Below are 25,286 nucleotides of genomic sequence, written 5' to 3'. Positions count from 1 at the left end.
GTCATTGGGTGCTTATGTCCCCAAATGGTCCTTATCCTCAAACAGGATTTCAACCAGCGCCTCGACCAGTTCATCCGGGGTCACCTTGCCCGACGAAATTTCATTAACAGCAGGGAAGCAGTCGTGCGCAAGCTTGGAAAGCCCGGTCTGGATTTCCGATGCGCGGTTGTTCCAGTCATGGTCGATCTTCGACAGGGCAAGCAAACCGGCCTTTGCAATGGCATTGGCATCACCTGACGAAATTGCCATTTGGACAAAACCCAGTTTGCGCGCTTCGGAGACAGCAACTTCAAGTGTTTCCAGATGGTCCGCGACCTCTTTTGCCTCAGTTTGGATATCGCTCACGGGATACTCCTTTTCGATTTCATGAAGGACCGGGACAGCCGCAGAAGTGCCGTAACCAGAAAGATAGTCAATCATGGCTGACAGCTTCCAGTCCGGCATGGTCTTCCATGTGCCGGTCTTGAGGTCTTCAGTCATCGGTGCCGCAATACTGTTGCCATATGCTGCGAAAATGGCGGCCATGCTCCCTGCGTTGGGGCGACCGGAAACTCGACCAGCTGCCGTCTTCTCATGATCCGAAATCTTGCTGAGTGCGGATTGATAGTCCTGTTGTGCGCTCATTTTGCGTACTCCTGAGAATGGGACATTGATGCAGCTTGACTGCGATCAGATGGCCCACCATTTTTCATCGGTTTGCGACGGTTGCCGGATTTCGTTCGTACCACAATGAATTTCCCCGTCGCACGCATGGTAGTCATCCCAGTCATCAATGAAATTACAGCTCAGCGCACCGTTGAATTTGGCAATTTCGTCTTTCAGGTACTTTTCAAAAAGATCAAAGCTTGTGGCTTCATCGCTGGTGTCGATCCAAGGGCCATACGGCTTGGGAATATAAAGCTGAGTGTTGCCGACAAACATGTTGGGCATATCGGCGGTCAAAGCGCCGCATTTAAATCCCTCACCGCGGCCAGGGAAGATGTTGAATCCGTTCCGTCGGCTTTTGGTGTTGTCGACCTTGTCGGTGCTCGGAAGTACATATGCGTGACCACCACTAACATGATCACTTGGATAGAATATCACCGGCACGCGAACGATATCGTCATCTTCCAAGTCAAACTCGTTTTTCAGGATATCGATATTGTCACCGATTGCCTTTTCCACCCCGCCAACGTTCCAGTCTTTAAGGCGATCATATGTATATACATAACCGTTCGGTGCCCGGAGTGGCGCATTCCCAGTCCCGAGTAAATCGTTGATGGAACAGCTAACCACGGTTTTGTGCAGCTTGAGGGCCGTATAATTAAAGTGATCGGTGTCCCATTTCGGACGTTGCAAAACTTTTGCTCCGCCAAAAATGACGTTCTCAGCTCTTTTGTCCGTCATCAGGTCATAAGCCTTCTTGGGGCTTGCGACCAAAAGTTTCCACTTTTTATTCTCACCACCACCCGGGTAAGGCAGGAAGGTCATCATTTCATCAACATGGCCAACAGCAAGCCAGTCGGTATCAAGTTCAATCGGGGACTGAAGTGTTTGTGCCTTGATAAAAGATCTGGTGTTGTCATCAATCTTATGACGGCTTTTCCTTAAAGTGCTGTTCGCGCCAAGTCGGTTTTTTGCACTGTGGCCGTAATATATACGCCCGAGCGGATAGGTGTTCCCACCGGTTTTCTTGATCGGGGGCGTTACTTCAAAGTTTCCACCCGAATTAGCGGAATTTACTGCATCCCCACTTCCTGCTGCAGGGTAGTAAACCGCAAAATCTTTACTCAGAAGGTCACGAAACACCCAGTTCTGCAGATATCGTTCGCGGTGCATCTTTATGAATGTTGTTTGAGTCTTAACGTCGCCTGCGGTTCCCGGCCAGCTGCTATAGCCCGAGAAAATTGTGTCACGCATCCATTGATCTGTTGCAGGGCTAACGTCATCTGATGGTTCCTCCAAAGCCCATTTGTTCGTATCAAGATATGGAATTGGCACCTGCTTCTGATCAGATTCCATTATCTGATAACTCTTGTCTGATGGGAGTTTCGGTTCATTGGCAACCGCAGTTTTCAGTCCCTCAATAAAGTCGACATTGTCATCATCGCTCACCACAAGAAGTTTCGTCACCTGATGCAAGTGATGATTGGCGATCCACCTTGCCGCGACGACCTGTTCGGTGAAGGTATAGCTTGGGGTGTCTGGTCCCGCATATTCGGGTTGAATGACGCTGAGTGTTATTTTGACGGTGCCAGACTCAAAATCCTTCCCGGCAAAGCGGATCATCTCAAGCGGCAACACTAGGTTCGGATTGATGTTGGCTGCATTCAACGTGGCTGTTTTGCCTTTCTGGGGACTGATGAGCTCCGTGGCATCTGTCCCGGCCTTTGAGAAAATGCGAACATGTTGTTCTGCCGGGTTTTCAACGCCTGTTGCCTCCACTGAAAGCTTGATGACCCAGGTTGCATCGACATCCGCAGCCTCACCGGCGGAATGCTTGATAATCTTCAGACGCGAAAGCCCGGTTAACAGGTCTTCGTCGGAATTGATCTTGTCATCCTGGCAATCGCTATAGGCAATTGCGGTATTGTTGCCATCCCGATTGCAATTGACCGGAATGATCGCGCCAACACCATCAACGCCAAAGGTGATGGCTGCGGGCGAAAGGCCGTTTATCGCTGCAGGTGTGTCATCACCATTTTCGATTTTTCCATCCCGGTCCTGATCCGTATGCAGCGAGAACCACACTGATTTAAGGGCGATCGTTGTTTCGCCAGCATCTGACACAGTAACGTTTTGTGCTTGCGTCCTGAGGTAACCGGGACCAGTGACTGTGATTGTATAATTATTACCTGGCTCAAGCTGAAATTCTTGGGAAAGCGATTTGTCATCGTCTCCGAACGATGGAGTCTTCTGAGCGTTCGTTGTCCCCGCAACGTCGATACTCACAGCCTTCAGAAGCTTGTTTGATGCGGGTCGGGTAACTTTTACTGTGAATGTGACCATTGCATTTTCCTGTTGTGGGGAAGACGGTTAGGCGGCGTCCAGGATCGGCAGATCAAGCTTGCGGCGCATTTCCACAGCATTGCGCAAAATCAGAATGCGCTGATCTATCGTGCCTAGTTGCGAATTGTTGAGAATGTCGTTGACCCAAGTGATCTTTGTGCCGGGGTCGAGAAACTCCGGGCCATAGGTGAAGGCCATAACCACATAGCTTCTGACGGCCTCGTTCGAGTTTGCGCCAAGTTTGATGGCAGCATCCGCATAGATTTTGCTTTGCGTTAACAACGCCGTGTCATCATATTTTTTAACGATTTCTGGAATTGTCGAGCGCAGGTAACCGGGCAGGGTGATAATCGTATCTTGCAGGGTCGGGATCGTTGGCGGCTGAGGTTTAACCGGCTCTTCCGGTGTTGGCTTTGGTGTGCTGGCGGGCTTGGTATCCGGTTTCTCGGTATCGCTCTTGCCCAGTCCGGAGACTGCCTTGGCTTCCTGTGTCAGCAGCGTGGAAACCTCATCGGCAAAGCGCTTCTCCGCGGACATACGGTTCTTTGCATAGGCATCAAACTTCTGTTTGCTGATGATGCTCATCGATTTCAGGCGCTCGGAGTCTTGGGCGGCAAAGGCTGTCAGCAGGGATGAAATCTGCGATGTGTTGAATTCCAGTCGGGTGGAAAGCCCTGCCGGATCCTTACACGTGCCACTTGCAATCGCAGTGTCTCCTTCGGCGGCCAGTGCTTCGAGCTTTGTGGTTTCGGCAGAAAGTGTTGCCAATTGTTCGTTGGTACGCACAGCAACTTTGTTACCCATTACCGTGACAGTGGTGGGATATTGCGCGAGTGTTCTGGAAAGGTCGCTGATCCGGTTGGCAAAGGCCATCTGTCCAATCCCGCTGTGATATTGACAATCGATAGACGGACTGGTTTCGGATTTGTGATTTCATGATGCAGCAGCAGAAGCCCGCACGCGTTGGAAAGACTGGAAAGATTGGAAAGATTGGAAAGACGACGGACACAAACTGTCCAATTGGCAACAAGCCCCGCAAGGTGCGTGGCAGAAAAAGGCCGAAAGCCGATTGCCTCCGGCCTTGAAACTGTGTTTCCGTCACAAATTCCAGCTGAAATTCGTATCCTTCTCTGATCGATCCCACAATTTGACCATGGTGTTTTTGTCATAGGCATAAGGCTCCAGAGTGCCTTGGCCGACCGGGCCGACCCATTCCATCCGACCCGTCGGGCCATAAAGGGCACGTTGTTCCAAGCCATTCTGGGTCGCGCACATGACTTCGGGATAGGATCCTTTTTCGGCCGATTGCACCAAGGGGGAGCGCGACATCAGGCGGAAGATGATCCGGGTGGTAAGGCTGCCGCTGGTTTTGATCAGGGATGTCGCCGATGCGCCGGGATGGCACACATAGATTTCAACGTTTTTGCGTGCTTGCCTGACCCGGTCCTGAAGCTCATATGCAAACATCATTTGTGCCAGTTTGCTTTGGCTATAAGCAGAGTTCGCCTGATAATTATCATCCCAGTTCATGTCGTCGAACCGGATCGTTCTCAGGCCCATTTTATAGCCAAGGCTCGCCACAACAACGATCCGTCCCGCAGAAGCATCAAGACGGTCAAACAGCTTCCCGCACAGGACGAAATGTCCGTAATGATTTGTCGCGAGTTGGCTTTCAAAACCATCCTTGGTTAAGACCCGTTTGGGCACCTGGGCTATGGCGGCGTTACAGATCAATGCATCAATTTGCGGGACCGTTTTCATCACCGCGTCTGCCGCGTCATGCACACTGGCAATCTCTGCAAGGTCCATTTGAATAAAGCTCACGTCGGTTTGCGGGCCGAATTCGTGTTTCAGCTTTTCAATGGCGATGGCTGATTTTTCGGCGCTGCGGTTCAGCATGACCAATTTCGCGCCCTTGGACAAAAGAACGCGTGAGGCTTCAAATCCTGTGCCGCTATTTGCGCCGGTAACAACATAGGTTTTACCAGCAAGTGAGCCAAGGCGCTCTGGTGTCCAGCCGTTGGGACCAAATTGGGTATTTGTCATCGTTATGCTCCTGTTGGCGACGACGAAGGGGTCGCACGATGTCGGGGATTGTCATGTGGATGGAGATAACTCTTGGATTAGATAAAAAACAGACGAAATTATCTTGAAAACTTGCCTAATCGTATCGTTGTGATTGAAAAGTGCATTTTCTGGATTTAGGTTGGCCATATGACCAAGCTACAAATCAGACACCTCATAGAAGAGCGTATTTTCGAAGACGGCCTGATGGAAACCGGGGTGAAGGGGGTGCAGATTTTTCGCGCAACCCAGTCGGTTCCCTGTGCCCCTGTGGTGTATGAACCCAGTGTGATTGCCATCGTAAGCGGGTCCAAAGAAGCCATTCTCGATGGTCAGAACTATGTTTATGATAACAGCCGGTACTTGTGTTGCCCGATGGCAATGCCGGTACGGGCAGGGACACCCGCCGCGTCACCGGATAACCCGCTTTATGGCATTTACATCTCACTCGACCAGCGAATGATGACCGAGTTGGCTGTGGAAATGGACCGTGTCGGAGGTGTCATTGGATCGAGCAAGTCGAACCCGGCCGCCCAAGGGATCGACCTTGCCTATTGGGACGCAGCATTCTCGGATGCACTTTTGCGGCTGCTAAAGCTGTGCAGCAGTCCATCCGATATCGCTATTCTCGGGCAAGCCCGGCTGCGCGAACTTTACTACACCATCTTAAAGGGAGAGGCCGGTTATTTTGCCAGGCAGGCCTTTAGTGTTGGCAATGCCATTGCTCGGTCTATCTCCCACGTTTCATCTAATTTGCGCGAACCGGTTTCCATCGATGATATGGCCGCACACGCAGGAATGAGTCGCGCCGTGTTTCATCGCAAGTTCAAAGACGTCACCACGATGTCACCGATTCAGTTCGTGAAGTCGATGCGTCTGGGGAGTGCCGCAACAAAGATTGCTGCAGGCATGACGGTGAACGAAGCGGCCATGGATGTGGGCTATGTCAGTACGTCTCAATTCAGCCGGGAATTCAAACGGATGTATGGGCAATCGCCCAGACAATGGTGCAACATTCAGCAACATCCCGAAAAACCTGTGCCCGGCCCGCAAATCGCACAGGGCGCATAGTCGAAAGGCTGGCGGTTGGGCCTGATCCGGGGCGTTTGATATGCCCGGATATTGCAATTTAAACACTGAATTTGATGTAATATAAAAGAGTAACATGCATGCCATGCGTAAAATGCATGCGCTTGCCCATTGAACAATGACGTCAGGTCAGATAAATAGTTGGGTGTTGAACGCGCCGATTTGCTCCTCAGCTTGCGGGCGCGCTAAAAATGCGGCTAAAGCGAGAGGGCGTATATGCTCCGTATGTACGACCGCCTCGGTGAAGCCGCGGCGGTTTTTTTGTATCTACGGAAAGGTTGGGATCCATGATCCGGCTCTCGAACGTCCAGAAAACGTATCCGGCACGACGCGGCAATGACGCCCATAACGCTTTGCGCGGCATCAATCTTGATATTGAGGCTGGCGAAATTGTTGGGGTTATCGGCCGGTCCGGTGCGGGCAAATCCACTCTGATCCGTTGTATCAACCTGCTCGAAGCACCGACATCGGGTTCTGTCGTTGTTGACGGGACCGATGTGACGACCCTGTCAAAACGCGATCTGCCGCTGTTTCGCCGTCAGCTTGGCATGGTGTTTCAACACTTCAACCTGCTGTCTTCGCGCACGGTTTATGACAACATCGCATTGCCGCTTGAACTGGCCGGGGCCAGCAAGGCCGAAATCGCCGCTGCGGTCGATCCGCTGCTGCCCCTTGTTGGCCTTGAAGACAAGCGCGACCGTTTCCCGGCGGAATTGTCCGGCGGTCAGAAACAGCGCGTTGGCATAGCGCGCGCGCTGTCGTCCAGCCCCAAGGTTTTGCTGTGTGATGAAGTCACCTCGGCCCTTGATCCGGAAACCACCCGTCAAATCCTGACCCTGCTTAAGGACATCAACAATCGCCTTGGTCTGACCATGGTGGTGATCACCCACGAAATGGCGGTGGTCAAAGCCCTTTGTGATCGTGTGGCGGTGATGGATGGCGGTGTGATCGTCGAAGAAGGCGGCGTTGAGGGCATTTTTGCCGATCCCAAACATGCGACAACACAATCGCTTCTGGCCGATGAATTCATGGATTTCCGGGCCGGTTCAGATGCCAACAACAACGTCACCGGTAACACAGCCGGGCAGGAGGGCTAAGTCATGTTTTCAACCCTTGCACCCATTCTGCTGCAGGCGACCTGGGAAACCATTTACATGGTCGCTGTGTCGCTTGGCATTGCAACCACCTTTGGCTTGCCGCTTGGCGTATTGCTGGCAACTTCTGGTCGCGGCGAGCTGTTTGAAGCCCTTTGGTTCCAGCGCATCTTTGGCCCGATTGTCAATGCGACCCGCTCGGTCCCGTTCATCATTCTGGCGGTCGCCATTATTCCGTTCACCCGCTTTGTCGTCGGGACCTCGATCGGCACGTCTGCTGCCATTGTGCCGCTGACGGTGGCGGCCATTCCGTTTATCGCCCGCATCATCGAAGGCGCAATCCGCGAAGTCGATAGCGGCCTGATTGAAGCGGCCCAGGCCATGGGCGCGCGCCCGGTGCAGGTTGTGACCAAGGTGCTGTTGCCCGAAGCATTGCCGGGCATCATTCATGGCCTGACCCTGACGGCGGTGACACTGATTGGCTACTCGGCGATGGTGGGTGCTGTTGGTGCAGGCGGGCTTGGCGATCTTGGTATTCGCTATGGCTATCAGCGCTTCCGCCCCGATGTCATGGCCGCAGTCGTCATCACCCTGATTGTGGTGGTGCAGGTGGTGCAAAGTTTTGGCGACTATCTGGCGCGCAAGGCCGACAAGCGCAATATCTGATTAAAATTCGAATGTGAGGGTTCCTCACGTTCATGAAATTCCCGCACAAACCCAAAAGAAAACAAGGAGTTTTACAATGCGGTTTCTACTTAAAATCACGGCAGCTGCCGTTCTGGCATCGGCCCTGACCGGTCAGGCACTTGCCAATGATGCGATCAAAATCGGCGTGACGCCGGGTGCCCATGAAGAAGTCATGGAAGAAGTCGTCAAGGTCGCAGCAACCAAGGGGCTTGATATCGAACTGATCAGCTTCTCGGATTATGTGATCCCGAACCAGGCGCTTGATGATGGCGATCTGGATGCCAACAGCTTCCAGCACCTGCCGTATCTCGACAACCAGATCAAGGACCGCGGCTATGAGCTTTCGGTCGTTGGCTACAACATCCTGACCCCGATGGGCATTTATTCCGACAAGATCAAAAGTCTCGATGAGCTGCCAGAAGGTGCCGAAGTCGGCATTCCGAACGATCCGACCAATGGTGGTCGTGCGCTTTTGGTGTTGCAGTCCCATGGCCTGATCAAGGTTGATCCGGAAGTCGGCCTGGTGGTCAGCCCGCTTGATGTGATTGAAAACCCCAGAAATATCAGCTTTGTCGAGCTGGATGCCGCACAGCTTCCGCGCTCGCTTGCCGATCTGGATGCTTCGGCGATCAACACCAACTACGCGCTCGAAGCCGGTCTGAATCCGATCAAGGATTCGATTGCGATCGAAGGCAATGACAGCCCCTATGCCAACGTGATTGTCACCCAAACCGCCCGCAAGGACGAGCCGTGGGTCAAGACGCTGGTTGAAGCTTATCACGATGACACGGTCCGCGAATTCATCGAAACCAAGTATGAAGGTTCGGTCCTGCCAGTATTCAAACTTCCTGAATAATCAGGTCGATTATACAAAAAAAACAAACAACGCCCGCGTGCCAAATGGTCCGCGGGCGTTGCTGTATTTGTCTGACTGTTTGATGCCGTCCGCTTTACACGCTGGGTGGTCTTGTCAGGTTTCGGATTTGATCGCGTCGAACCCGTAAACCTCTTGCGGGTTGTCGCACAGAATACGTTTTTGAATGGCGGTATCGGGTGCCCATTCAGAAAGCAGTTCAAGCATTCTGGTGTCATCCGGGCGCGGCGTGGTCATAAGGTACGGCCAGTTTGACGCCCAAAGCATCCGTTCAGGCGCATGGTCAACAAGCGCGCGGGCAAGGACAGAGACATCATCATATCCCGGAGCACCCACGCGCGATACCTCATACGGGGAGGAAAGCTTTATCCAGACCCGACCAGTATCGACAAGGCGCAGCAGGCATTTAAATGCGTCGTGGTCGGGTGTCACCGGCTCAAGGAATTTGCCAATATGATCAATCACGATCCGTCCGGGCCAGGACAGAATCTGCGCGGCGCGATCGGGCAGGGTGCGCCCGTCGAGTTGCAATTGGGAATGCCATCCAAAACCATGGACCCGTTCTGCAATCCTGTCGACCTGATCCCAGCCAATAATCCCGCCGGGTAACATGTGAAAGCGCGCACCGCAAAAACCGGCATCTGTCAGTTCACCTAACAGAGCATCGCTTGCTGTTTCGTCAACAATGGCAATGCCGCGCGTGTCCTTCGCACCCAATGCCGTGATGCCCTCGGCGGTGATGCTGTTATCCGTGCCATAAGCTGTTGACTGAACAATGACAGCGTGTGTCAGGCCAAGGGAATCGCGCATGGCGCGGTAACGTGTGACGGTTTCTTCCTCTGGCGCGGCAAGGGCGCCGGGGATGGTTGGTGCGCCGCGTTTAAAAACATGAAAGTGGCAGTCGCACGCCCCGTTCGGAACAACAATATTGCGGGTCATATCGTACCTTTGCTGGTTGGGGACGTAGCGGCAAAGCGCGTGTGCAACCGATGTGCCGTAGATGTATTCACGGCTTCATCCGGGAATTCATGGTTCGCAAGCTGCATGATCTGCTTAACCACATGCATGGCCTGGCCTTCACTTGCTTGCGGGGTTTGCCCGCCGATATGCGGGGTGGCAATGACATCTTCCCGACCGGCAAGGTGGGCTGCCGGGCATTGATCCTGTGCGCTGCCGACATCCATGGCCGCACAGGCGATCTGGTTCGCATCAAGCGCCTGTTCGAGTGCGGCTTCGTCAACCAGCTCACCGCGGGCAAGGTTGATGAACATTGCGGTGGATTTCATCTTGGAAAATGCCGCAGCCCCGAACATTCCGGCGGTTTGCGGCGTGGACGGAGCCAGACAAACGACAAAGTCCGCGGTCTCAAGCAATGTATCAAACGCAACATTCCTGATTCCGTCGGGCAGGGTGCCCAGGGCCGGATCGGTGATGATGACCTTCATGCCAAGCGCCTGCGCAAGAGCTGCAAGCTTCTGACCAATGACGCCAAACCCGCAAATTCCAACGGTCTGTCCGGATAACTGGTTCCCCATCGGAAGTGTTGGTTTCTGCCCGTTGCGATAAGTTGCAGCAGCCCGGCTGATGCCCCGTGCGCCATCAATCATGAAGCCGATTGCAAGTTCGGATACCGAGGTCGCAAAAGTCGGGACGGAACGGGTTACTAGCACCCCATGACGTGATGCCGCATCGACATCAATTGTGCTGATATCAACAGCGCAGCGCATGACGGCAAGCGTATCCGTCGTGGCCTTGAAAAAATGTTTATCCACGGGGGTTTGCCGGTCAGCAATCACCAGATCGCAGCCGGTCGCCGCAGCGGCCAGCGCTTCACCGGACAGCACGTCATTGGTTGGGTTTACGACAACATCACATTGTTCCGTCAGGGCGTTCAGGATGCGCGGTGGAAATTGCAACGCCAGTGCCGTCGGGGTGTGGGCAAGAAAAACTCGAAACATTATGAACTTTCACGAAAAATTTTCTGCGTCTCGGGGACATCACCCCATACTATGGCGGTTGCGTTAAAATATGTAAATATTTGTAAAAATCAATGCGAGAATCCCAGAGTAATCGGGGTGTCGAATTCATATGCCTTGTCGACCTGGAACCAGGGCAGAGCACGGCGTTCGTCGAACAGACGGTCCCATGATCGCATATGGTCCTTTTCACGTTCGAGATGCGCCTTGCGTGCGGCAAGCCATTCCGCACGGGAGACAATTTTGGGTCGGGTCATTGTCGTTCTCCTTCTCCTATGTACAGGTAGGCCGATGATTTCAGTAAGCTTTGATCCGGGGGGCAGTGTTGCATCACCGGTCCTCCTGATCCTGCGTGTCGTTCTCGACAAAGGCGGCCAAGCGGTCAAGGCGATCAGACCAGAACCGCTCATAACGGCGCAGCCATTCCATGGCGTGCGCCATCTTTTCCGGCTGCAGCCGAATGTGCCCGTGCGCCCGGTTTTTTGCCGGGCAATCAACCCGGCACCGGACAGCACATTGAGATGCTTCATCACTGCAGGCATTGAAACATCAAACGGTTCGGCGAGCTCGCTGACCGAAAGCGCGTCGCCGCCGTCGTCCAGCCGCGCCAGCAATGCGCGGCGCGTCGGATCGGCGAGAGCAGCAAAAATGCAGTTCAGGTCGGTGTCTTGATACTTAACCATGGGGTTAAGTATTGATGGAAAAAAATCCGGGGAGTCAGTAATGGGTTGTTGATCCGCGATTGATAAACCAACGCTGCTGACAGGCTGTTGTCAGCAGCAGTGCGGGAATTTCAGGCAGGCAGGAAGGAGTATTATGCCGCAACCGGAGAGACAACTGGACGTGCGCGCTCAATCCGTTCGCGACGGTCAGGGATGTTCAGGGCATCCCAAAGGTCGTTTCGCATCTGGGTGTTGATCCAGAATTCGGCACTATTACCAAAAACGCGGGCAAGGATAAGGGCGGTGTCGGCAGTAATCCGACGACGATTGTTGCACAGTTCGTTTACATGTTTGCGCGGGACACCCATGGCATCTGCCAGAGCGGTCTGTGTCAATTCCATCGGCTCCATGAACTCGGTGACGAGCATTTCACCAACGCTGACGGGTTTTCTTGCTGTCGTGATCATGGGGGGCCTCATTGACACCTGTGATTTTCAGGATAGAGGCGAGCGTTGATTGTGGCAATCTTTGGTTGAGTTCCGGTTGTAGTTTATGTGCCGTTTTCGGTTTTTCTTCGGGGCATAGGTGGATTTCCGCCTGCGCGGAAATGACGGCGAAGAGGGGGAGAACGGCATCTTTGCTGTGTGGCAAAGATGGAGTCCCGTCCCCCTCCTGCGCGAGGGCAGACTGTGCGGGGGTGACGGGGTTTTCAGGTGACGGGCGTGGGCGAGCCGTGGCGACTTACGCCACCTTGGCGTCGTATTCTTCCTGCTTTTCGATCCATTTCTGTTCGATCATGGCAAGGTCGTTTTCGATCTTGCCGAGTTCTTTTTGAATGTCGGCGAGCTTTTGCGCGTTGGCGTCTTCATAAAGCGTTGGGTCGCCCATCTTGTCTTCGATGTCGGCCTTGCGCTCTGTCAGCTTTTCCATCTGTTTTTCAAGCTTTTCGACTTCGCGTTTGATCGGGGCGGCGGCCTTGCGCTTTTCGGCGGCCTGTTGGCGTTCGGCCTTGCGGTCGCGTTTGGCGGGTTTGCCGTTGCCCTCTTCGCCGCCGTTTTTGTTCGCACGGCGTTCCATGCGCGCGCGATCCAGAAGGTACTGGCGGTATTCGGCAACATCGCCATCGAACGCGGAAACCGTGCCGTCAGAAACCAGTACCAGACGATCCGCGCAGGCCTCGATCAAATAAGGATCGTGGCTGATGATGATCACCGCACCTTCATAGGCATTGAGCGCATGGTTCAGCGCATCGCGGCTGTCGATGTCAAGGTGGTTGGTCGGCTCATCGAGGATGAGCATATGCGGGGCATCAAGCGTCATCAGCGCAAACAGCAAACGGGCCTTTTCGCCGCCTGAAAGGTCCTTGACCTTGGTGTCGCCTTTCTGGCCCTCGAAGGCAAAGCGGCCAAGCTGGGCACGGACCTTGTGTTCGATGACATCGGGCATCAGGGATGCCATATGCTGATAGGGCGTTTCGTCGCCGCGCAGCTCGTCCGTCTGATGCTGGGCAAAATAGCCGATGCGCAGCTTGTTCGAGGCCATCTTTTCGCCCGACATCAGTTCAAGCCGGTTGGCAAGCAGCTTGGCCAGGGTCGATTTACCGTTGCCGTTGGCCCCCAGAAGCGCGATGCGGTCGTCCATATCAATGCGCAGACTGATATTGCGCAGGACCGGTTTGCCTTCTTCGTAACCGACATCGCCTTCGTGAATGTTGATCAGGGGCGGGGGCAGTTCCTTGGGGCTTGGGAAGTCAAAGGAAATGCCGCGATCCTCGACCACCGGGATGGCCGGGCCCATTTTTTCAAGCATTTTGACACGGCTTTGCGCCTGTTTGGCCTTGCTGGCCTTGGCGCGGAAGCGGTCGATGAAGGATTGCAGATGCTTTTGCTGGGCGATCTGTTTTTCGTAATGCTTGGAGGCCAGTTCCATCTGTTCGCGGCGCGTTTTGGCGAATTTGTCGTAATTGCCGCCATAAAGCGTGACAGTGCCGTCATGCAGATGGGCAATCGATTTGACCACCCGGTTCAAAAGATCACGGTCGTGACTGATCAGGATGATCGTGCCGGGATAGTTGATCAGATAGTTTTCCAGCCAGATGGTGGCTTCAAGATCAAGGTGGTTGGTTGGCTCATCAAGCAGCAGCAAGTCGGGGCGCAGGAACAGGGTGGCCGCCAAGGCCACACGCATCCGCCAGCCGCCCGAGAAATCATCACAGGCGCGTTGCTGCGCATCGCCGTCAAAGCCAAGGCCCGACAGGATCGATGCCGCGCGCGCCTCGGCGGTGTGGGCGTCGATGTCGGCCAGGCGTGTATGGACCTCGGCAATGCGGTGCGGGTCCGTGGTGGTTTCGGCTTCTTCCAAAAGGGATGCCCGTTCGGTATCGGCTGCGAGAACCGTTTCAAGCAGGGAACGCGAGCCCGCCGGGGCTTCCTGGGATACGACCCCCATGCGGGCACGCTTGGACAGGCGAATGTCGCCGCCATCGGTTGCCAGTTCACCGGAAATCAGTTTGAGCAGGGTCGACTTGCCGGCGCCATTGCGGCCGATCAGGCCGACCTTGTGCCCGTCCGGGATGGTCAGCGTGACCTGATCAAGGATGACGCGGCCGCCAATGCGGTAGGTCAGGTCGGATATTTGAAGCATGGTCTCTTTCGCCGGTGTCGGGAATGTTTTCGGTTTTTAGGCTCAGGGCCTATTAATTTGGTATGAATGGTTCACCGGATTTGTGCGGATACGCGAAGCAAAACCGCAGGAAGATATACATCTTTCAAGGCTTTGCGACAAAGTAGCCCGTGCAAATCCTGTGAATCCGAAGGACAGACGTTATATTTGCAAACTCCGGCGTCAAACCCCTTGACCGGGATACCAGCCCGCCCGGTGGGCTTTTCCTTGGATTTCACAAATATAACGCCTGCCATTCAAATCAAATTAATAGGTCCTGAGCCTAATCGGGGGAATCGCAAGGATTTCTGTGCTTTCAATAGGGCAGACAGCGCTTTGACGCAAGGATTCTTCAAATTGTCATGACAGGTGTGATTTTGATGACAGAAGCAGGGAAAAGCCCCCCGAAGGCGCAGTTTCATGCCTTTTGGCAGCGTTTTGGCGGCGAAATAGCCCAATGCAAAGCCTGCAGGTCTGGAATGCGGGGGTAGAACTATGTGTTGCGTTGCGATCCAAGCCCGTTTATATAGCGCCAACCTTCGGGTCTGTGGATGATAAGGGCGGTCGTTTGTGCCGCCTTTGTCTTCCGCAGGCCCTTTGTTCTTGGGGGACTTTCTGATGGTCCTCTTGGGGGTAACGAATTTTTACAAAGCTTAGGTGAAACCAATGGCTGTCGAACGCACTCTTTCGATCATCAAGCCGGACGCAACGCGCCGCAACCTGACTGGCAAAATCAACGCCGTCATCGAAGAAGCTGGCCTGCGCATCGTCGCACAGAAGCGTGTGGCTCTGACCCGCGCTCAGGCTGAAGGTTTCTACGCAGTTCACAAAGAACGTTCGTTCTTCGGCGAACTGGTAGACTTCATGGTCTCTGGCCCGGTTGTTGTTCAGGTACTCGAAGGCGAAGACGCCGTCGTGAAATACCGCGAAGTAATGGGCGCAACCAACCCGGCAAACGCCGATGAGGGCACCATCCGCAAACAGTTTGCAGAATCCATCGAAGCGAACTCGGTCCACGGTTCGGACTCGCTCGAAAATGCTGCAATCGAAATTGCATACTTCTTCGCTCAGACCGAAATCGTCGGCTAAGCGTCGCAAGACGAATACCGGCCTTGCCGGATACAAAAACGCCCCGCAGATTGCGGGGCGTTTTTTGTTGGTCCGATCACATCAGAAATGCCACGAGCAACAGCAATAAGACTGCAATGGAAAGTACACTCCAGAGCATGAACTTCGTCCAGTGCTGCCAGCCTGTTTCATGCTCGGCAACCAGATTGGTATCGTAATCGCTTCCTTGCATTTTGTTCCTCCCCGAGTTGTGGGTCCGATTATTTCGGAATGCAGGGCTTTGCGCCCCCTGTTATCACGCAAGACAACGTTGAAATCTTAGCGGTTTTTAACTCTGGGGTGAATATGTTTTGAGGTGATGTCTTTTTGCGCGCTGCAACATGTTGGGCAAGATACTGGACAGCGTGAGTCCATCATGCGAAGATTGCTGTATGGAAAACGTCGTCGCCCAGATGAATACACGTATTTTTACCGCCTCTTATAGAGTGGCGGGGTAGAGACGTTTTGACCAAATGATATCCACCCGCCGGCGAGGCGGGTTTTTTGTGGCTGTCTCCCGGCCCGTTCAAAAAAGGGAGAATGAAATGACAAATCCCCCATCACAATGTGACCGGCCCACGCCGGGGACAACAGATCAACCGGCGGCAACGTTGCATATGCTGTGTGGCAAGATCGCTGCAGGAAAATCGACATTGGCCGCAGAGCTGGCCCGCCAGCCGGGCAGGGTTCTGATTGCCGAGGATGAATGGTTATCGACCCTGTTTGCCGATCAGATGCAGTCGGTTGCCGATTACGTGCGGGTATCGCAAAAGCTGCGCGATGTCATGGGGCCGCATGTTGCGATGTTGCTGCGTTCGGGGCTGTCGGTTGTGCTGGATTTTCCGGCCAATACCCCGGATTTCCGTCGCTGGATGCGCGAGATCATCGACGCGGCCAACGCCCGGCACGTTTTGCATTATCTTGATCAGGCGGATGATGTTTGTATTGCGCGTCTGCGGGCGCGCAATCGTGCAGGGGCGCATCAGTTTGCCGCAAGTGATGCCCAATTCCATCAGATCAATGCGGCCTTTGTTCCGCCCGGTCCAGAAGAGGGGTTTGATGTGGTGTCCCATAAGACAGATACGCTTTGAGCATAAAAAAAGCTGCCGGTGAACGGCAGCTTTTTGCGCTTGTGAGCTTTCGGATCAATGCCGACCGGCAGATCACAGAAGGAAGATCGCCATCAGTACAAGAATGGCAATAACCGAAATGGTGCCCCATTTAACGAAGCTGGTGTAGCCGTTGTAAATGTCGACATGGGTTTCAGTGAGTTCGTAATCGTTACCCTGCAATCTGGCCTCCTTGGGTTTGGAATTTTGCAAATGTATATCCACCAAGTTGGTGCAGTGCAAGATGTCAATTAACCTAAGGGTCGGACCTTTGACCGACTTCACATCTGAGCGGCTTATGGTTTGATCCCAAGGGTTTATTGGATGCTGGATTTGCAGCCATAGGGCAGGAAGGTGCCTGAAAGCCCGTGGCTCATCATCGCAAGGGACATCTGGTTGGCGTATTTAAGCTCGGTCTTGGTTTCAGGGCAGGCATAGGCGCGGCCAGAGCAGCCATTTGCGATATAGTCTTCTTCGGCCTTGGCAAATTCCGGGCTGAGCGCGCCGCGCGGGATGGTTTCAAGCATGTCGGTCCGGGTTTCCTGATAGACCGCGCATTTTTGTGCCCGCCACGATTTTTCGCCGGTTTGCATATCGGCTTCGTAGGACTTCAGATTGGGGTCCGTATCGGCGATTGCGGCGCCCGGCAGAACGGCGAAAAGGGCGAAGGCGATGATCAGTCTGTGGGGCGTGTGCGTCATGATATCGGTGGTCCGTGGCAGTGGTGGCAACGATCGAGCCCATCACAGCAGCAGAATGCGCAAAGATTATGGCCCCGGTTTAGTGATTTGACAGCAGACACGAAAAAGCTGGGCAAAATGTTCTTTCATCCGGGGTCAGGGTCGCATCTGATTTTGTTCTTCAAACTGATCGAATAGCCAGGCTTTTACGGCGTCGATTGCATCTGTTGTTGAGGCGCCTTTGGGTCTGACGAACCAATATGCATGGCTGGCTGCCAGAGAGACGTTGAAAGGTGCGACCAGGCGCCCTGAGGCGATATCATCGGCGACGAGTAACGACCGTCCGAGTGCGACCCCCTGACCCTGAACGGCTGCCTGCAAAATCGCACTGTCATCCCCCAGGCGCGGCCCGGCGGGTGGCGGGCGTTGGCACCCGGCGGCTTTGAAGCACGCGCTCCAATCTTCTGGAAGATCGGCATAAAGAAGCGTGGCGTGATACAGGTCTTCAAACGTGTTCAACTTGTTTTCCCGGGCATATTGAGCAGAGCAAACCGGCGTGATGGTTTCAGTGCCGAGCTTGACCGCATCGAGATCGCCGGACGGCGCAGGGCTGTAGCGGATCGCCGCATCAACACGTTCCAGGGTAAAATCCACAAGATGCCGAGACGCCGTAATCCGAAGATCAATGTCGGGATTTATCGCCAGAAAGTTACCGAGTCGCGGCGCAAACCATTTTGCGGCCACCGATGGCAGCATGGAGAGTGTGACAACTTGATGGGATCGTTGTGCATCTGCCACGGCGGACCAGATGCGAGAGAAATTGTCTGCTAGTTGACGCGCCAGCCGATCCCCGGCCAGAGTTAGGCTCAGTCTTGCGCCGTTGCGCAGAAACAGTGCAACGCCCAATGTTGCCTCCAGGTCGGAGACCTGACGCGACACGCCGCTTTGGGTAAGGCCAAGTTCCTGGCCGGCTGCAGTGAAATTGCCGCAACGGGCGGCAACCTCGAACACCTGAAGGGATCGCAATGGTGGTCTGGCATGAGCTGTGCGCATTGCGTCCCTCATTATTTCTCATTTAAGCATTCACCTTGTGTCATCTAGCATGAGTACAGCTCAATTAAAAGGCTGGACCCATCATGGCAGAGACGCCTTCAACATCATTTGCGACCTTACGTTTGAAAAATCATGTGCCGGACTTGCCTTTGGTGATCTGGATGGTCTTGTTGACTGTACTCATCGGCTTGATCGGAGGGCTTGAAGCAAACGAGGTCACCGGACAATTCAACACCGGTTTCGGACGGGCCCTGGGCGAGTTTGCCCTTATCCTTTTGCCATCCTTTACCTTGGCCGCAGTCCTGTCGCAGCAAAACATCGCGTCCAAAGCGGCGGGCCGTGCGGTTGCACTGGTGTCGCCGATTGCAGGGGCGGGCATGATTTGCCCTGACTCCGCCTATGCCGCACTTTCGCCGGCGGCGGGGCGCCACAAGATGGATACGGCATTTGGTGCCTATGCCGGGTTCAAGCTGCTGTATCCGGCGGGCCCGCTTATTGTTACGGCTGGGCTTGGCGTGACGGGGGGCACCGGGATTGAACCTGTGTGGTTGTTGCTGTGCGGTGGGCTTTTGATGTTGCCTGTCTGGGCTGCAGGTGTGGTTTGGGCGCGCTTTGCGACCAAGAATAACGGGGCGGCGATCAAGCAAGACGGTGCTGCTGACAGCAGAGATTTGCTGATGACCTTTACGCCATTTGTCGTGATGGCGGGCCTGCTGGTTTTGGGGGGTGTTGTTGGCCCGACCGGTATTGCGGCATTGGATTTTCTTTTGCTGCCAAAGGGCGCGTTGATCATCGCAGCGATCATCGCCCTGTTGCAAACGCCAGCTGAAAAACGGCGCGGCTGCCTGGACAGCGCGGTTCGACGCACGGGATCGCTTTTGTTTGTGATTGGTGCCGCAAGTGCATTTGGAACGGTTCTGACCGGGATTTTGTCTTTGGATCATCTGGTGCCGCAAGGCGACGGCGTGATGACCCTGATTGCACTCTTTGGCCTGACCGTGCTGTTCAAGCTGGCGCAGGGATCATCAATGGCAACCTTCGCCGCCATTTCACCTGTTGCAGCCCCGATTGTGCTTGCAAGTGGCGTTAACGAGATTGCGGCTGTCTTCGCAATTTGTCTTGGCTCGTTTGTCGCAGTTTTGCCCAATGACAGCTACTATTGGCTGGTTCGGCGCGACGCCTTGGAGAACGAGCCAAGCGAGGGCCGCGCCATTCGCGTTTTGATGGGTGGGACGTTGGTGCAGGCCCTGGTCGGTATGGTGGTTCTGTTGACCATCGTGACTCTGTGGCGCTGATAGCACGACAAGAAAAAGGCGGGCCAGATCACTTTGGCCCGCCTTTTTAAGCGTTAAGCAACCTGCGCAGCCAGCGCCAAAGGTTCTTTCATCCGGGCTCTAGCGTCGGGTTGATTTCTGCCATGTCGGCCGGTTTGGCATCGGCCACGGTGACAATGCCCTTGGCATCGACCGAGACTCGGCCTTCGGCGATCCAGCGGATGACCTGTGGGTAAATGCGGTGTTCCTGTTTGAGGATACGCTGGGCCAGTTTCCCCGCATCATCGCCGGGCAGAACCGGAACCACGGCCTGGGAAATGATCGGGCCGCTATCAACTTCGGGTACGACGTAATGCACGGTGCATCCGGCGAATTTCACCCCGGCATCAAGGGCGGCCTGATGGACATGCAGGCCCTTGAAACTTGGCAGAAGGGATGGGTGAATGTTGATCAGCTTGTCTTTCCAGCGCGCGGTGAAGCTTTCACTGACCAGGCGCAGATAGCCCGCCAGAACAACAAGGTCGGCACCGCTTTCCTCGATCAGGGCACTTACCGCATCATCATAAGCTTCGCGGCCACCGGGATAGCCCTTGTGCGAGATGGCTTCCGTGCGGATGCCAGCACGGCGGCCGCGTTCCAGCCCGCCAGCATCAAGCTGGTTGGAAAACACCAAAACGATTTCGGCCGGATAGTCGGGGGCATTACAGGCATCAAGGATGGCCTGCAGGTTGGACCCGCCGCCTGAAATCAGTACTGCAAGCTTAAGCTTTTTTCCCTGTCCCATGACCTGCTTACTTGTCCCAGGTCCGGGCCATATTTTTGATCACGACCTGTGGGCCATCGCCCGCACGCGGGCCGATGATACCGATCTGGCTGACGGTTTCACCGTTTTCACGCAGAAGGGCTTCGGCTTCATCGGCTTTATCAGCGGGAACAACCACACACATGCCAATGCCGCAGTTAAAGGTGCGCGCCATTTCCATCGCCGGAATGCCGCCCTGTTTGGACAGCCATTTAAACACCGGCAGGTATTCCCAGCAGCTGGCATCAAATACAGCGGTCAGGTCATCGGGCAGAACGCGCGGCACGTTTTCGGTCAAGCCGCCACCGGTGATGTGGGCAAGCGCCTTGACCAGACCGGCCTTGTGTGCGGCAAGGCAGCTTTTGACATAGACTTTGGTTGGTTCGAGCAGTGCTTCGCCAACGGTCTTGCCCGGCGCGAAGGGGGCATCATCGCCGTAGCCAAGGCCCGCTTTTTCAACGACCTTGCGCACCAGCGAATAGCCGTTGGAATGCACGCCACTTGAGGCCAGACCAAGAATAACGTCGCCCTCGGCCACGTTGGAGCCATCAAGCAGTTCACCGCGTTCGGCCGCACCGACGGCAAAACCGGCCAGATCATATTCACCATCGGCATACATGCCGGGCATTTCGGCGGTTTCACCCCCGATTAGTGCACAGCCTGCCTGTTTGCAGCCTTCGGCAATGCCGGCCACCACATCAGCGGCGTTATCGACGGAAAGTTTGCCGGTGGCGAAGTAGTCAAGGAACAGAAGCGGTTCGGCGCCTTGCACGACAAGGTCATTGACACTCATGGCGACCAGATCGATGCCGACCGTGTCATGTTTGTCGGCCAGAAAGGCGACCTTGAGCTTGGTGCCGACCCCATCGGTGCAAGACACCAGAACCGGATCGTTATATCCGGCAGCCTTCAGATCAAACAGGGCACCGAAACCGCCCAGGCCACCGGCAACACCGGAACGGGTGGTTGCCTTTGCAAGCGGTTTGATTCGTTCGACAAGGTCATTGCCGGCATCGATATCAACACCGGAGTCCTTATAGGTCAGGCCGTCAGAGGTGGTCATTTTGGGGGTCCTTGGCATCAAGCATGCATGAAAAACGGGCGGCATAACCCGCGTTTTTCATCAGTACATCCCGACTTCCAAACGTCGTGGACCGGTTATACACCGGGCACTGTGCGGTCCGGGTCGCAGCAATTGTGCCGCTGTTTGACCAATCCGCCTTACTGACGCCTTTAATCAGATGTTGAGTCCTACTGATAAAAAACGCGGGCTTGATAATTTCCGCTGGGCCGAAAATACTCAAACGCGGGCAATATGCAATGATCACCTGCGCATGACAGAGTTTTCTTTGCAGAATGCGCTCAACATGCCACAAAGAGCGTTATGGGCTGACCCAGAAAGAATCGCACACGACAGGATTTAGGGCAAAGAGGCATACGTGCTTACTTCATTGAAAAACATCAAGATGTTGGCGGCCACGGCAACGGTTGCTGCGATCATGGCATTTCCGGCGAGTGCGCAGGACATTTTCACCGTGACCGGTGTGCATGTCGATGAAAGTGCCGATACCGCTGCTGCTGCGCGTGAACAGGCGCTTGAAATTGGTCAGCGCAAGGCATTTGAAGAAGTTGTAGCGCGTTTGACCCTGCCAGAAGATCGTGCGGGACTTGAAGTGCCCGAAACATCCGTGATCACCAATATGGTGCGTGATTTCGGGGTGTCGAATGAAAAGACATCTTCGGTGCGCTACATCGCCGATATGACCGTGCGGTTCAAGGATGACGAGTTGCGCCGGTATTTGCGGTTCCGCGATGTTTCCTTTGCCGAGCTGCAATCAAAGCCGGTGATGATCGTGCCGGTCTATCGTACATCAGGCTATGTCACCCTGTGGGATGACCCAAATCCGTGGCGTGAGGTTTGGTCGCGCAATGTTGCGACATCGGGCCTGGTGCCGATCAAGGCGCCGATTGGGGATTTGACCGATATCGGGACTGTTTCTGCCGAACAGGCGGAAAACGGGGCCATGGAACGTTTAAACCAGCTTGCACGACGCTATGGCGCGGATGTTGCCGTGGTCGCCAGTGCCGAGGTAACAGGACCAACCGGAGGCGAGACGGTTGATGTATCGGTTACGCGCTATGACCCGAACGGGGCGCCGCAGGTTTTTGGCGTTCAGGAAAACACCCTGCCTGACGAAACGCTAAATGAAACGCTGGTGCGGGCGGCCAAATCCGTGCAGGACCAGTTGGCCGATGGCTGGAAACGGGCAAACCTGATCAATTACAGCACGGGGGGGAGCCTGATGGTGTTTATCCCGATTACCGGGCTTAAGGATTGGGCGGGGATCGAGAAAAAACTGGTCGGGCTTCCGGTTGTGCGCAATTCACGTGTGGTTGCGATGTCACGGCGCGAAGTGCAGCTTTCGCTTGAGTTCGTTGGCTCCACCACGCAATTGCAGACCGCGCTTAATCAACAGAACCTTAATTTGAGCCGCATGGGCGAACTGTGGTTTATCCAGCCAAGCGGGACAGACCGGCTGGAAGGCTTGTCGCTTGGCGGTTAAAGCGAGGTTGTTGGTCACATGCCAACCCGTCTGATGATTTGAAATTACATTTTCACGCCTGGGAAAAAGAGGGGAGCCGGTCATGACATTGCAGAAGCAAGCACGGTTTTGGCTGATTTTTATCGTCGGATTCTTTTTCCTGATTTGGCTGTTTTCCGGAATCCTGTTGCCGTTTGTGACCGGGATGGCGATTGCCTATTTCCTTGATCCGCTGGCCGACAAGCTTGAAGCGCGCGGCGCAAGCCGGGTGGTTGCCACCAGCATCATTACAGTTCTGTTCTTCCTTGTTTTCATTTTGGTGCTGCTGCTTGTCGTGCCGATGATCGGAAGCCAGCTTGCCGGGTTCCTTGAACGGTTCCCGGGCTATGTCGATGCGCTGCGCTCCAATGTTGCGCCCTATCTTCAGAACGTGCTTGACCGGGTGGCACCTGAAACGCTGCAAAGTGTTTCGGATGCGATCAAGGGACAAAGTGCCAATGCCCTTAAATGGGCGGGCAATGTGCTTAGCAACGTTTTGTCGGGGGGGTTGGCGCTTTTGAATTTCCTGAGTTTGCTGTTCATTACGCCGGTGGTGTCATTTTATCTGCTGCGTGACTGGGACCGGATCGTTGCCAAGGTCGATAGTTATCTGCCGCGTCGTTCGGCGACGGACATCCGCCAATGTGCATCCGAAATTGATGAAACCCTTGCCGGGTTCGTGCGTGGGCAGGCAACGGTATGCATGTTGCTTGGCCTGTTTTACGGACTTGGCCTGACGCTTGTCGGGCTTGAATTCGGGTTTGTCATCGGCCTGATGACCGGGCTTGTGTCTTTTGTGCCGTATTTCGGGATGATTGCAGGCTTTGCGGTCGGCATGGGGGTTGCGATTGCCCAGTTTGGCTTTGGGCTTGATCTGGCGCTTGTGGCGCTTGTGTTCCTTGTTGGACAGGTTCTTGAGGGCAATTTCCTGACACCGAAGCTCGTTGGCGACAAGGTCGGGCTGCATGCGGTCTGGGTCATGTTTGCCTTGCTGGCCGGTGGTGCGGTGTTTGGCCTTCTGGGTGTGATGCTGGCCGTGCCGGTGGCGGCAGTGATCGGCGTGCTTGTGCGTTATGGTCTAAGGCAGTATCTGAGTAGTCGGCTGTACGATCATGGGCCTGAGCCGCAAGGTGCAGATGGGCAGCCAGAGACCGAAAATTAAAACCCACGCATTAAAATCAGCAAGTTGAGTTCACTGTGACCCGGGCAAAAGCCAAACCGGCAAAGCAAGCCGATATCTCGCCAAGTGAGATGCTTGGCGATTCAGGTGATGTTGGCCTTGATGGGGGGCCGCAGCAGTTGCCGCTTGCGCTTGAAATGCGTCCGGCTTTGGGCCGTGATGATTTCATGGTGGCCGATTGCAATAGCGAAGCGGTGGCCTGGATCGACCAGTGGCCGAAATGGCCGGTTCCTGCTTTGTGCCTGTATGGGCCAAGCGGATGTGGCAAAAGCCATCTGGCGGAAGTCTGGCGGGCACGTTCGGGGGCGTTGCGCGTTTTGGCGCACGACCTGACAGGCGTGGACCCGGATGAACTTCTGGGGGATGCACAAGGGCTGTTGATCGAGGATGCCGATCAGGTCGGCGGCGATGGCCTTGATGAAACCGTCTGTTTCCATCTGTACAATATGCTTAAGGAACGTGGCGGGCATTTGCTTTTGACCGCAAGCCAGCCACCATCACGCTGGAAGATCAATTTGCCGGATTTGAAATCACGGCTGGGGGCTGCTCTGGTGTGCGAGATTTCCCCGCCCGATGATGACCTGATTGTTGGTTTGTTGCTGAAGCTGTTTGCGGATCGGCAAATTCAGGCCAATCCGCAGATCATCAGCTATGTCCTGCCGCGTATGGAGCGGTCCTTTGCATCGCTGACAGCATTGGTCGCGGCCATTGACCGGCGGGCACTGGCGGAAAAGCGGGCAGTGACCTTGCCGCTTGTGCGCAGTGTGATGGAAGATCTTCAGAAAGTCTCCTGATCTAACCTTTGTTTTCGCAAGGTGATCATGCTGTTACAGGTTATAGTCGACGGCAATGAATTGATGGCACGTTCAACAAGTGGATACTGCTGTGAGCCCGCAACGCGTAAAAGCAAAACCGTCGTTTAAAGCACAGACCGCTTCCCTGATTGCCGACGGGCATGTTCTGGGCTGGCGGGAATGGGTCGGGCTTCCCGACCTTGAAGTGCCGGTTATCAAGGCCAAGGTTGATACAGGGGCACGAACGTCATCCCTGCATGCGCTGAACCCGGTGCCGGTCACCCATGACGGGCGTGACTTTGTGCAGTTTACCTTGCCGCACTATCCCGGAGACGGGCATGGCCGTGTGAAGTGTCTCGCCCCATTGGTGGAGATTCGCGAGATTCGTTCTTCAAACGGAAATGCAGAAGAACGCTTTGTTGTGTCCTCTCATATCGTGGTGGGGCACCACAAACTGAAAGTCGAAATATCGTTGGCGAACCGGTCGATCATGGGCTTTCCCATGCTTTTGGGGCGCACGGCGATGAAAGCAGGAAGATTTTTGGTCCTGCCATCAAAATCTTATCTTGCAGGGAAGCCGGAACAGAGTTAGACGCGCAGCAGAATGATC

At 54.7% G+C, this 25,286-nt stretch carries 25 protein-coding genes and 1 pseudogene; 11 read left to right on the top strand and 15 right to left on the bottom strand.

Translation table 11 applies throughout. The features are described 5' to 3' along the window. Window positions 1-12: 12 nt before the first annotated feature. The 4 genes from JF44_RS0101245 to JF44_RS0101225 form a co-directional block, all read right to left on the bottom strand. The gene (locus JF44_RS0101245) at window positions 13-624 is read right to left on the bottom strand and encodes a hypothetical protein (RefSeq protein ID WP_238318345.1); all 612 of its coding nucleotides are present in this window, start codon (window positions 622-624) and stop codon (window positions 13-15) included. Window positions 625-669: 45 nt separating this feature from the next. Continuing rightward, on the bottom strand, window positions 670-2,988 hold the full coding sequence (locus JF44_RS0101240; RefSeq protein ID WP_081944295.1) for a protein-arginine deiminase family protein: 2,319 nt from the start codon (window positions 2,986-2,988) through the stop codon (window positions 670-672). Between the two features lie 27 nt (window positions 2,989-3,015). Beyond that, window positions 3,016-3,861 (bottom strand): hypothetical protein, encoded by an 846-nt coding sequence (locus JF44_RS0101235; protein WP_052065332.1) that lies wholly within the window; start codon window positions 3,859-3,861, stop codon window positions 3,016-3,018. Between the two features lie 225 nt (window positions 3,862-4,086). Continuing rightward, complete coding sequence (locus JF44_RS0101225; RefSeq protein WP_033067133.1) at window positions 4,087-5,034, bottom strand: SDR family oxidoreductase; 948 nt, start codon at window positions 5,032-5,034, stop codon at window positions 4,087-4,089. Between the two features lie 168 nt (window positions 5,035-5,202). Here JF44_RS0101225 and JF44_RS0101220 point away from each other — a divergent pair, with 168 nt between their 5' ends. The 4 genes and pseudogenes from JF44_RS0101220 to JF44_RS0101205 all read left to right on the top strand — a co-directional run bounded on the left by JF44_RS0101220 (window position 5,203) and on the right by JF44_RS0101205 (window position 8,778). Beyond that, window positions 5,203-6,123 carry an AraC family transcriptional regulator gene (locus tag JF44_RS0101220; protein WP_033067132.1) on the top strand — a complete coding sequence of 307 codons (921 nt, stop codon included), beginning with the start codon at window positions 5,203-5,205 and terminating at the stop codon, window positions 6,121-6,123. A gap of 305 nt (window positions 6,124-6,428) precedes the next feature. After that, window positions 6,429-7,157: pseudogene (locus JF44_RS0101215) on the top strand (methionine ABC transporter ATP-binding protein); the annotation flags it as partial. Between the two features lie 84 nt (window positions 7,158-7,241). Then, window positions 7,242-7,901 (top strand): methionine ABC transporter permease, encoded by a 660-nt coding sequence (locus JF44_RS0101210; RefSeq protein WP_033067130.1) that lies wholly within the window; start codon window positions 7,242-7,244, stop codon window positions 7,899-7,901. Between the two features lie 76 nt (window positions 7,902-7,977). After that, a complete protein-coding gene (locus JF44_RS0101205; RefSeq protein WP_033067129.1) occupies window positions 7,978-8,778 on the top strand; it encodes a MetQ/NlpA family ABC transporter substrate-binding protein in 801 nt (266 codons plus the stop codon). Between the two features lie 114 nt (window positions 8,779-8,892). Here the strand turns inward: JF44_RS0101205 and JF44_RS0101200 are convergent, their stop codons facing one another. The 5 genes from JF44_RS0101200 to JF44_RS0101175 all read right to left on the bottom strand — a co-directional run bounded on the left by JF44_RS0101200 (window position 8,893) and on the right by JF44_RS0101175 (window position 14,077). Further along, entirely contained in the window at window positions 8,893-9,735 is an 843-nt protein-coding gene (locus JF44_RS0101200; RefSeq protein ID WP_033067128.1) for an amidohydrolase family protein, read from the bottom strand. Then, entirely contained in the window at window positions 9,732-10,754 is a 1,023-nt protein-coding gene (locus tag JF44_RS0101195; RefSeq protein WP_033067127.1) for an NAD(P)-dependent oxidoreductase, read from the bottom strand. The genes JF44_RS0101200 and JF44_RS0101195 overlap by 4 nt, the downstream gene beginning before the upstream one ends. Before the next feature lie 89 nt (window positions 10,755-10,843). Then, window positions 10,844-11,455 (bottom strand): ArsR/SmtB family transcription factor, encoded by a 612-nt coding sequence (locus tag JF44_RS20505; protein WP_202901463.1) that lies wholly within the window; start codon window positions 11,453-11,455, stop codon window positions 10,844-10,846. 131 nt (window positions 11,456-11,586) lie between these two features. Next, a complete protein-coding gene (locus tag JF44_RS0101180) occupies window positions 11,587-11,901 on the bottom strand; it encodes a HigA family addiction module antitoxin (protein WP_033067125.1) in 315 nt (104 codons plus the stop codon). 274 nt (window positions 11,902-12,175) lie between these two features. Next, entirely contained in the window at window positions 12,176-14,077 is a 1,902-nt protein-coding gene (locus tag JF44_RS0101175; protein ID WP_033067124.1) for an ABC-F family ATP-binding cassette domain-containing protein, read from the bottom strand. 684 nt (window positions 14,078-14,761) lie between these two features. On the opposite strand from JF44_RS0101175, the gene ndk reads away from it, so the two are divergent. Further along, window positions 14,762-15,184: a nucleoside-diphosphate kinase gene (gene ndk / locus JF44_RS0101165; RefSeq protein WP_033067122.1), complete on the top strand. Its 423-nt coding sequence runs from the start codon at window positions 14,762-14,764 to the stop codon at window positions 15,182-15,184. Window positions 15,185-15,260: 76 nt separating this feature from the next. On the opposite strand, the gene JF44_RS20255 is transcribed toward ndk, so the two are convergent. Next, window positions 15,261-15,395: an aa3-type cytochrome c oxidase subunit IV gene (locus JF44_RS20255; RefSeq protein WP_156111552.1), complete on the bottom strand. Its 135-nt coding sequence runs from the start codon at window positions 15,393-15,395 to the stop codon at window positions 15,261-15,263. Between the two features lie 352 nt (window positions 15,396-15,747). Between JF44_RS20255 and JF44_RS0101160 the strand changes: the two genes are divergently transcribed. After that, window positions 15,748-16,293: a P-loop nucleotide/nucleoside kinase family protein gene (locus tag JF44_RS0101160; RefSeq protein ID WP_081944294.1), complete on the top strand. Its 546-nt coding sequence runs from the start codon at window positions 15,748-15,750 to the stop codon at window positions 16,291-16,293. A 72-nt stretch (window positions 16,294-16,365) separates the two neighbouring features. On the opposite strand, the gene JF44_RS20250 is transcribed toward JF44_RS0101160, so the two are convergent. The 3 genes from JF44_RS20250 to JF44_RS0101150 all read right to left on the bottom strand — a co-directional run bounded on the left by JF44_RS20250 (window position 16,366) and on the right by JF44_RS0101150 (window position 18,044). Continuing rightward, entirely contained in the window at window positions 16,366-16,524 is a 159-nt protein-coding gene (locus JF44_RS20250) for an aa3-type cytochrome c oxidase subunit IV (protein WP_202901462.1), read from the bottom strand. Window positions 16,525-16,628: 104 nt separating this feature from the next. Continuing rightward, on the bottom strand, window positions 16,629-17,012 hold the full coding sequence (locus JF44_RS0101155) for a hypothetical protein (RefSeq protein ID WP_033067120.1): 384 nt from the start codon (window positions 17,010-17,012) through the stop codon (window positions 16,629-16,631). A 135-nt stretch (window positions 17,013-17,147) separates the two neighbouring features. Next, window positions 17,148-18,044, bottom strand: a complete 897-nt coding sequence (locus JF44_RS0101150) for a LysR substrate-binding domain-containing protein (protein ID WP_033067119.1) — start codon at window positions 18,042-18,044, stop codon at window positions 17,148-17,150. 170 nt (window positions 18,045-18,214) lie between these two features. Here JF44_RS0101150 and JF44_RS0101145 point away from each other — a divergent pair, with 170 nt between their 5' ends. Further along, window positions 18,215-19,339, top strand: a complete 1,125-nt coding sequence (locus JF44_RS0101145; RefSeq protein ID WP_162181374.1) for a GntT/GntP/DsdX family permease — start codon at window positions 18,215-18,217, stop codon at window positions 19,337-19,339. An 88-nt stretch (window positions 19,340-19,427) separates the two neighbouring features. Here the strand turns inward: JF44_RS0101145 and purN are convergent, their stop codons facing one another. Beyond that, window positions 19,428-20,102, bottom strand: coding sequence for a phosphoribosylglycinamide formyltransferase (purN, locus tag JF44_RS0101140; RefSeq protein WP_033067118.1), 675 nt, complete (start codon window positions 20,100-20,102; stop codon window positions 19,428-19,430). 7 nt (window positions 20,103-20,109) lie between these two features. Beyond that, window positions 20,110-21,183 carry a phosphoribosylformylglycinamidine cyclo-ligase gene (purM, locus tag JF44_RS0101135; RefSeq protein ID WP_033067117.1) on the bottom strand — a complete coding sequence of 358 codons (1,074 nt, stop codon included), beginning with the start codon at window positions 21,181-21,183 and terminating at the stop codon, window positions 20,110-20,112. 376 nt (window positions 21,184-21,559) lie between these two features. Between purM and JF44_RS0101125 the strand changes: the two genes are divergently transcribed. The 4 genes from JF44_RS0101125 to JF44_RS0101110 all read left to right on the top strand — a co-directional run bounded on the left by JF44_RS0101125 (window position 21,560) and on the right by JF44_RS0101110 (window position 25,268). Further along, the gene (locus JF44_RS0101125; RefSeq protein WP_238318344.1) at window positions 21,560-22,684 is read left to right on the top strand and encodes a DUF2066 domain-containing protein; all 1,125 of its coding nucleotides are present in this window, start codon (window positions 21,560-21,562) and stop codon (window positions 22,682-22,684) included. An 82-nt stretch (window positions 22,685-22,766) separates the two neighbouring features. Next, complete coding sequence (locus tag JF44_RS0101120; RefSeq protein ID WP_033067114.1) at window positions 22,767-23,864, top strand: AI-2E family transporter; 1,098 nt, start codon at window positions 22,767-22,769, stop codon at window positions 23,862-23,864. 35 nt (window positions 23,865-23,899) lie between these two features. Next, window positions 23,900-24,676, top strand: a complete 777-nt coding sequence (locus JF44_RS0101115; protein WP_337587899.1) for an HdaA/DnaA family protein — start codon at window positions 23,900-23,902, stop codon at window positions 24,674-24,676. 91 nt (window positions 24,677-24,767) lie between these two features. Then, window positions 24,768-25,268, top strand: a complete 501-nt coding sequence (locus JF44_RS0101110) for an ATP-dependent zinc protease family protein (RefSeq protein WP_052065327.1) — start codon at window positions 24,768-24,770, stop codon at window positions 25,266-25,268. Window positions 25,269-25,286 lie beyond the last annotated feature (18 nt).

The organism is Thalassospira australica (assembly GCF_000763295.1).
GTDB lineage: Bacteria > Pseudomonadota > Alphaproteobacteria > Rhodospirillales > Thalassospiraceae > Thalassospira > Thalassospira australica.
Note: the sequence above shows the minus strand (reverse complement) of the source record. Positions and strands in the feature narration are given on the sequence as shown.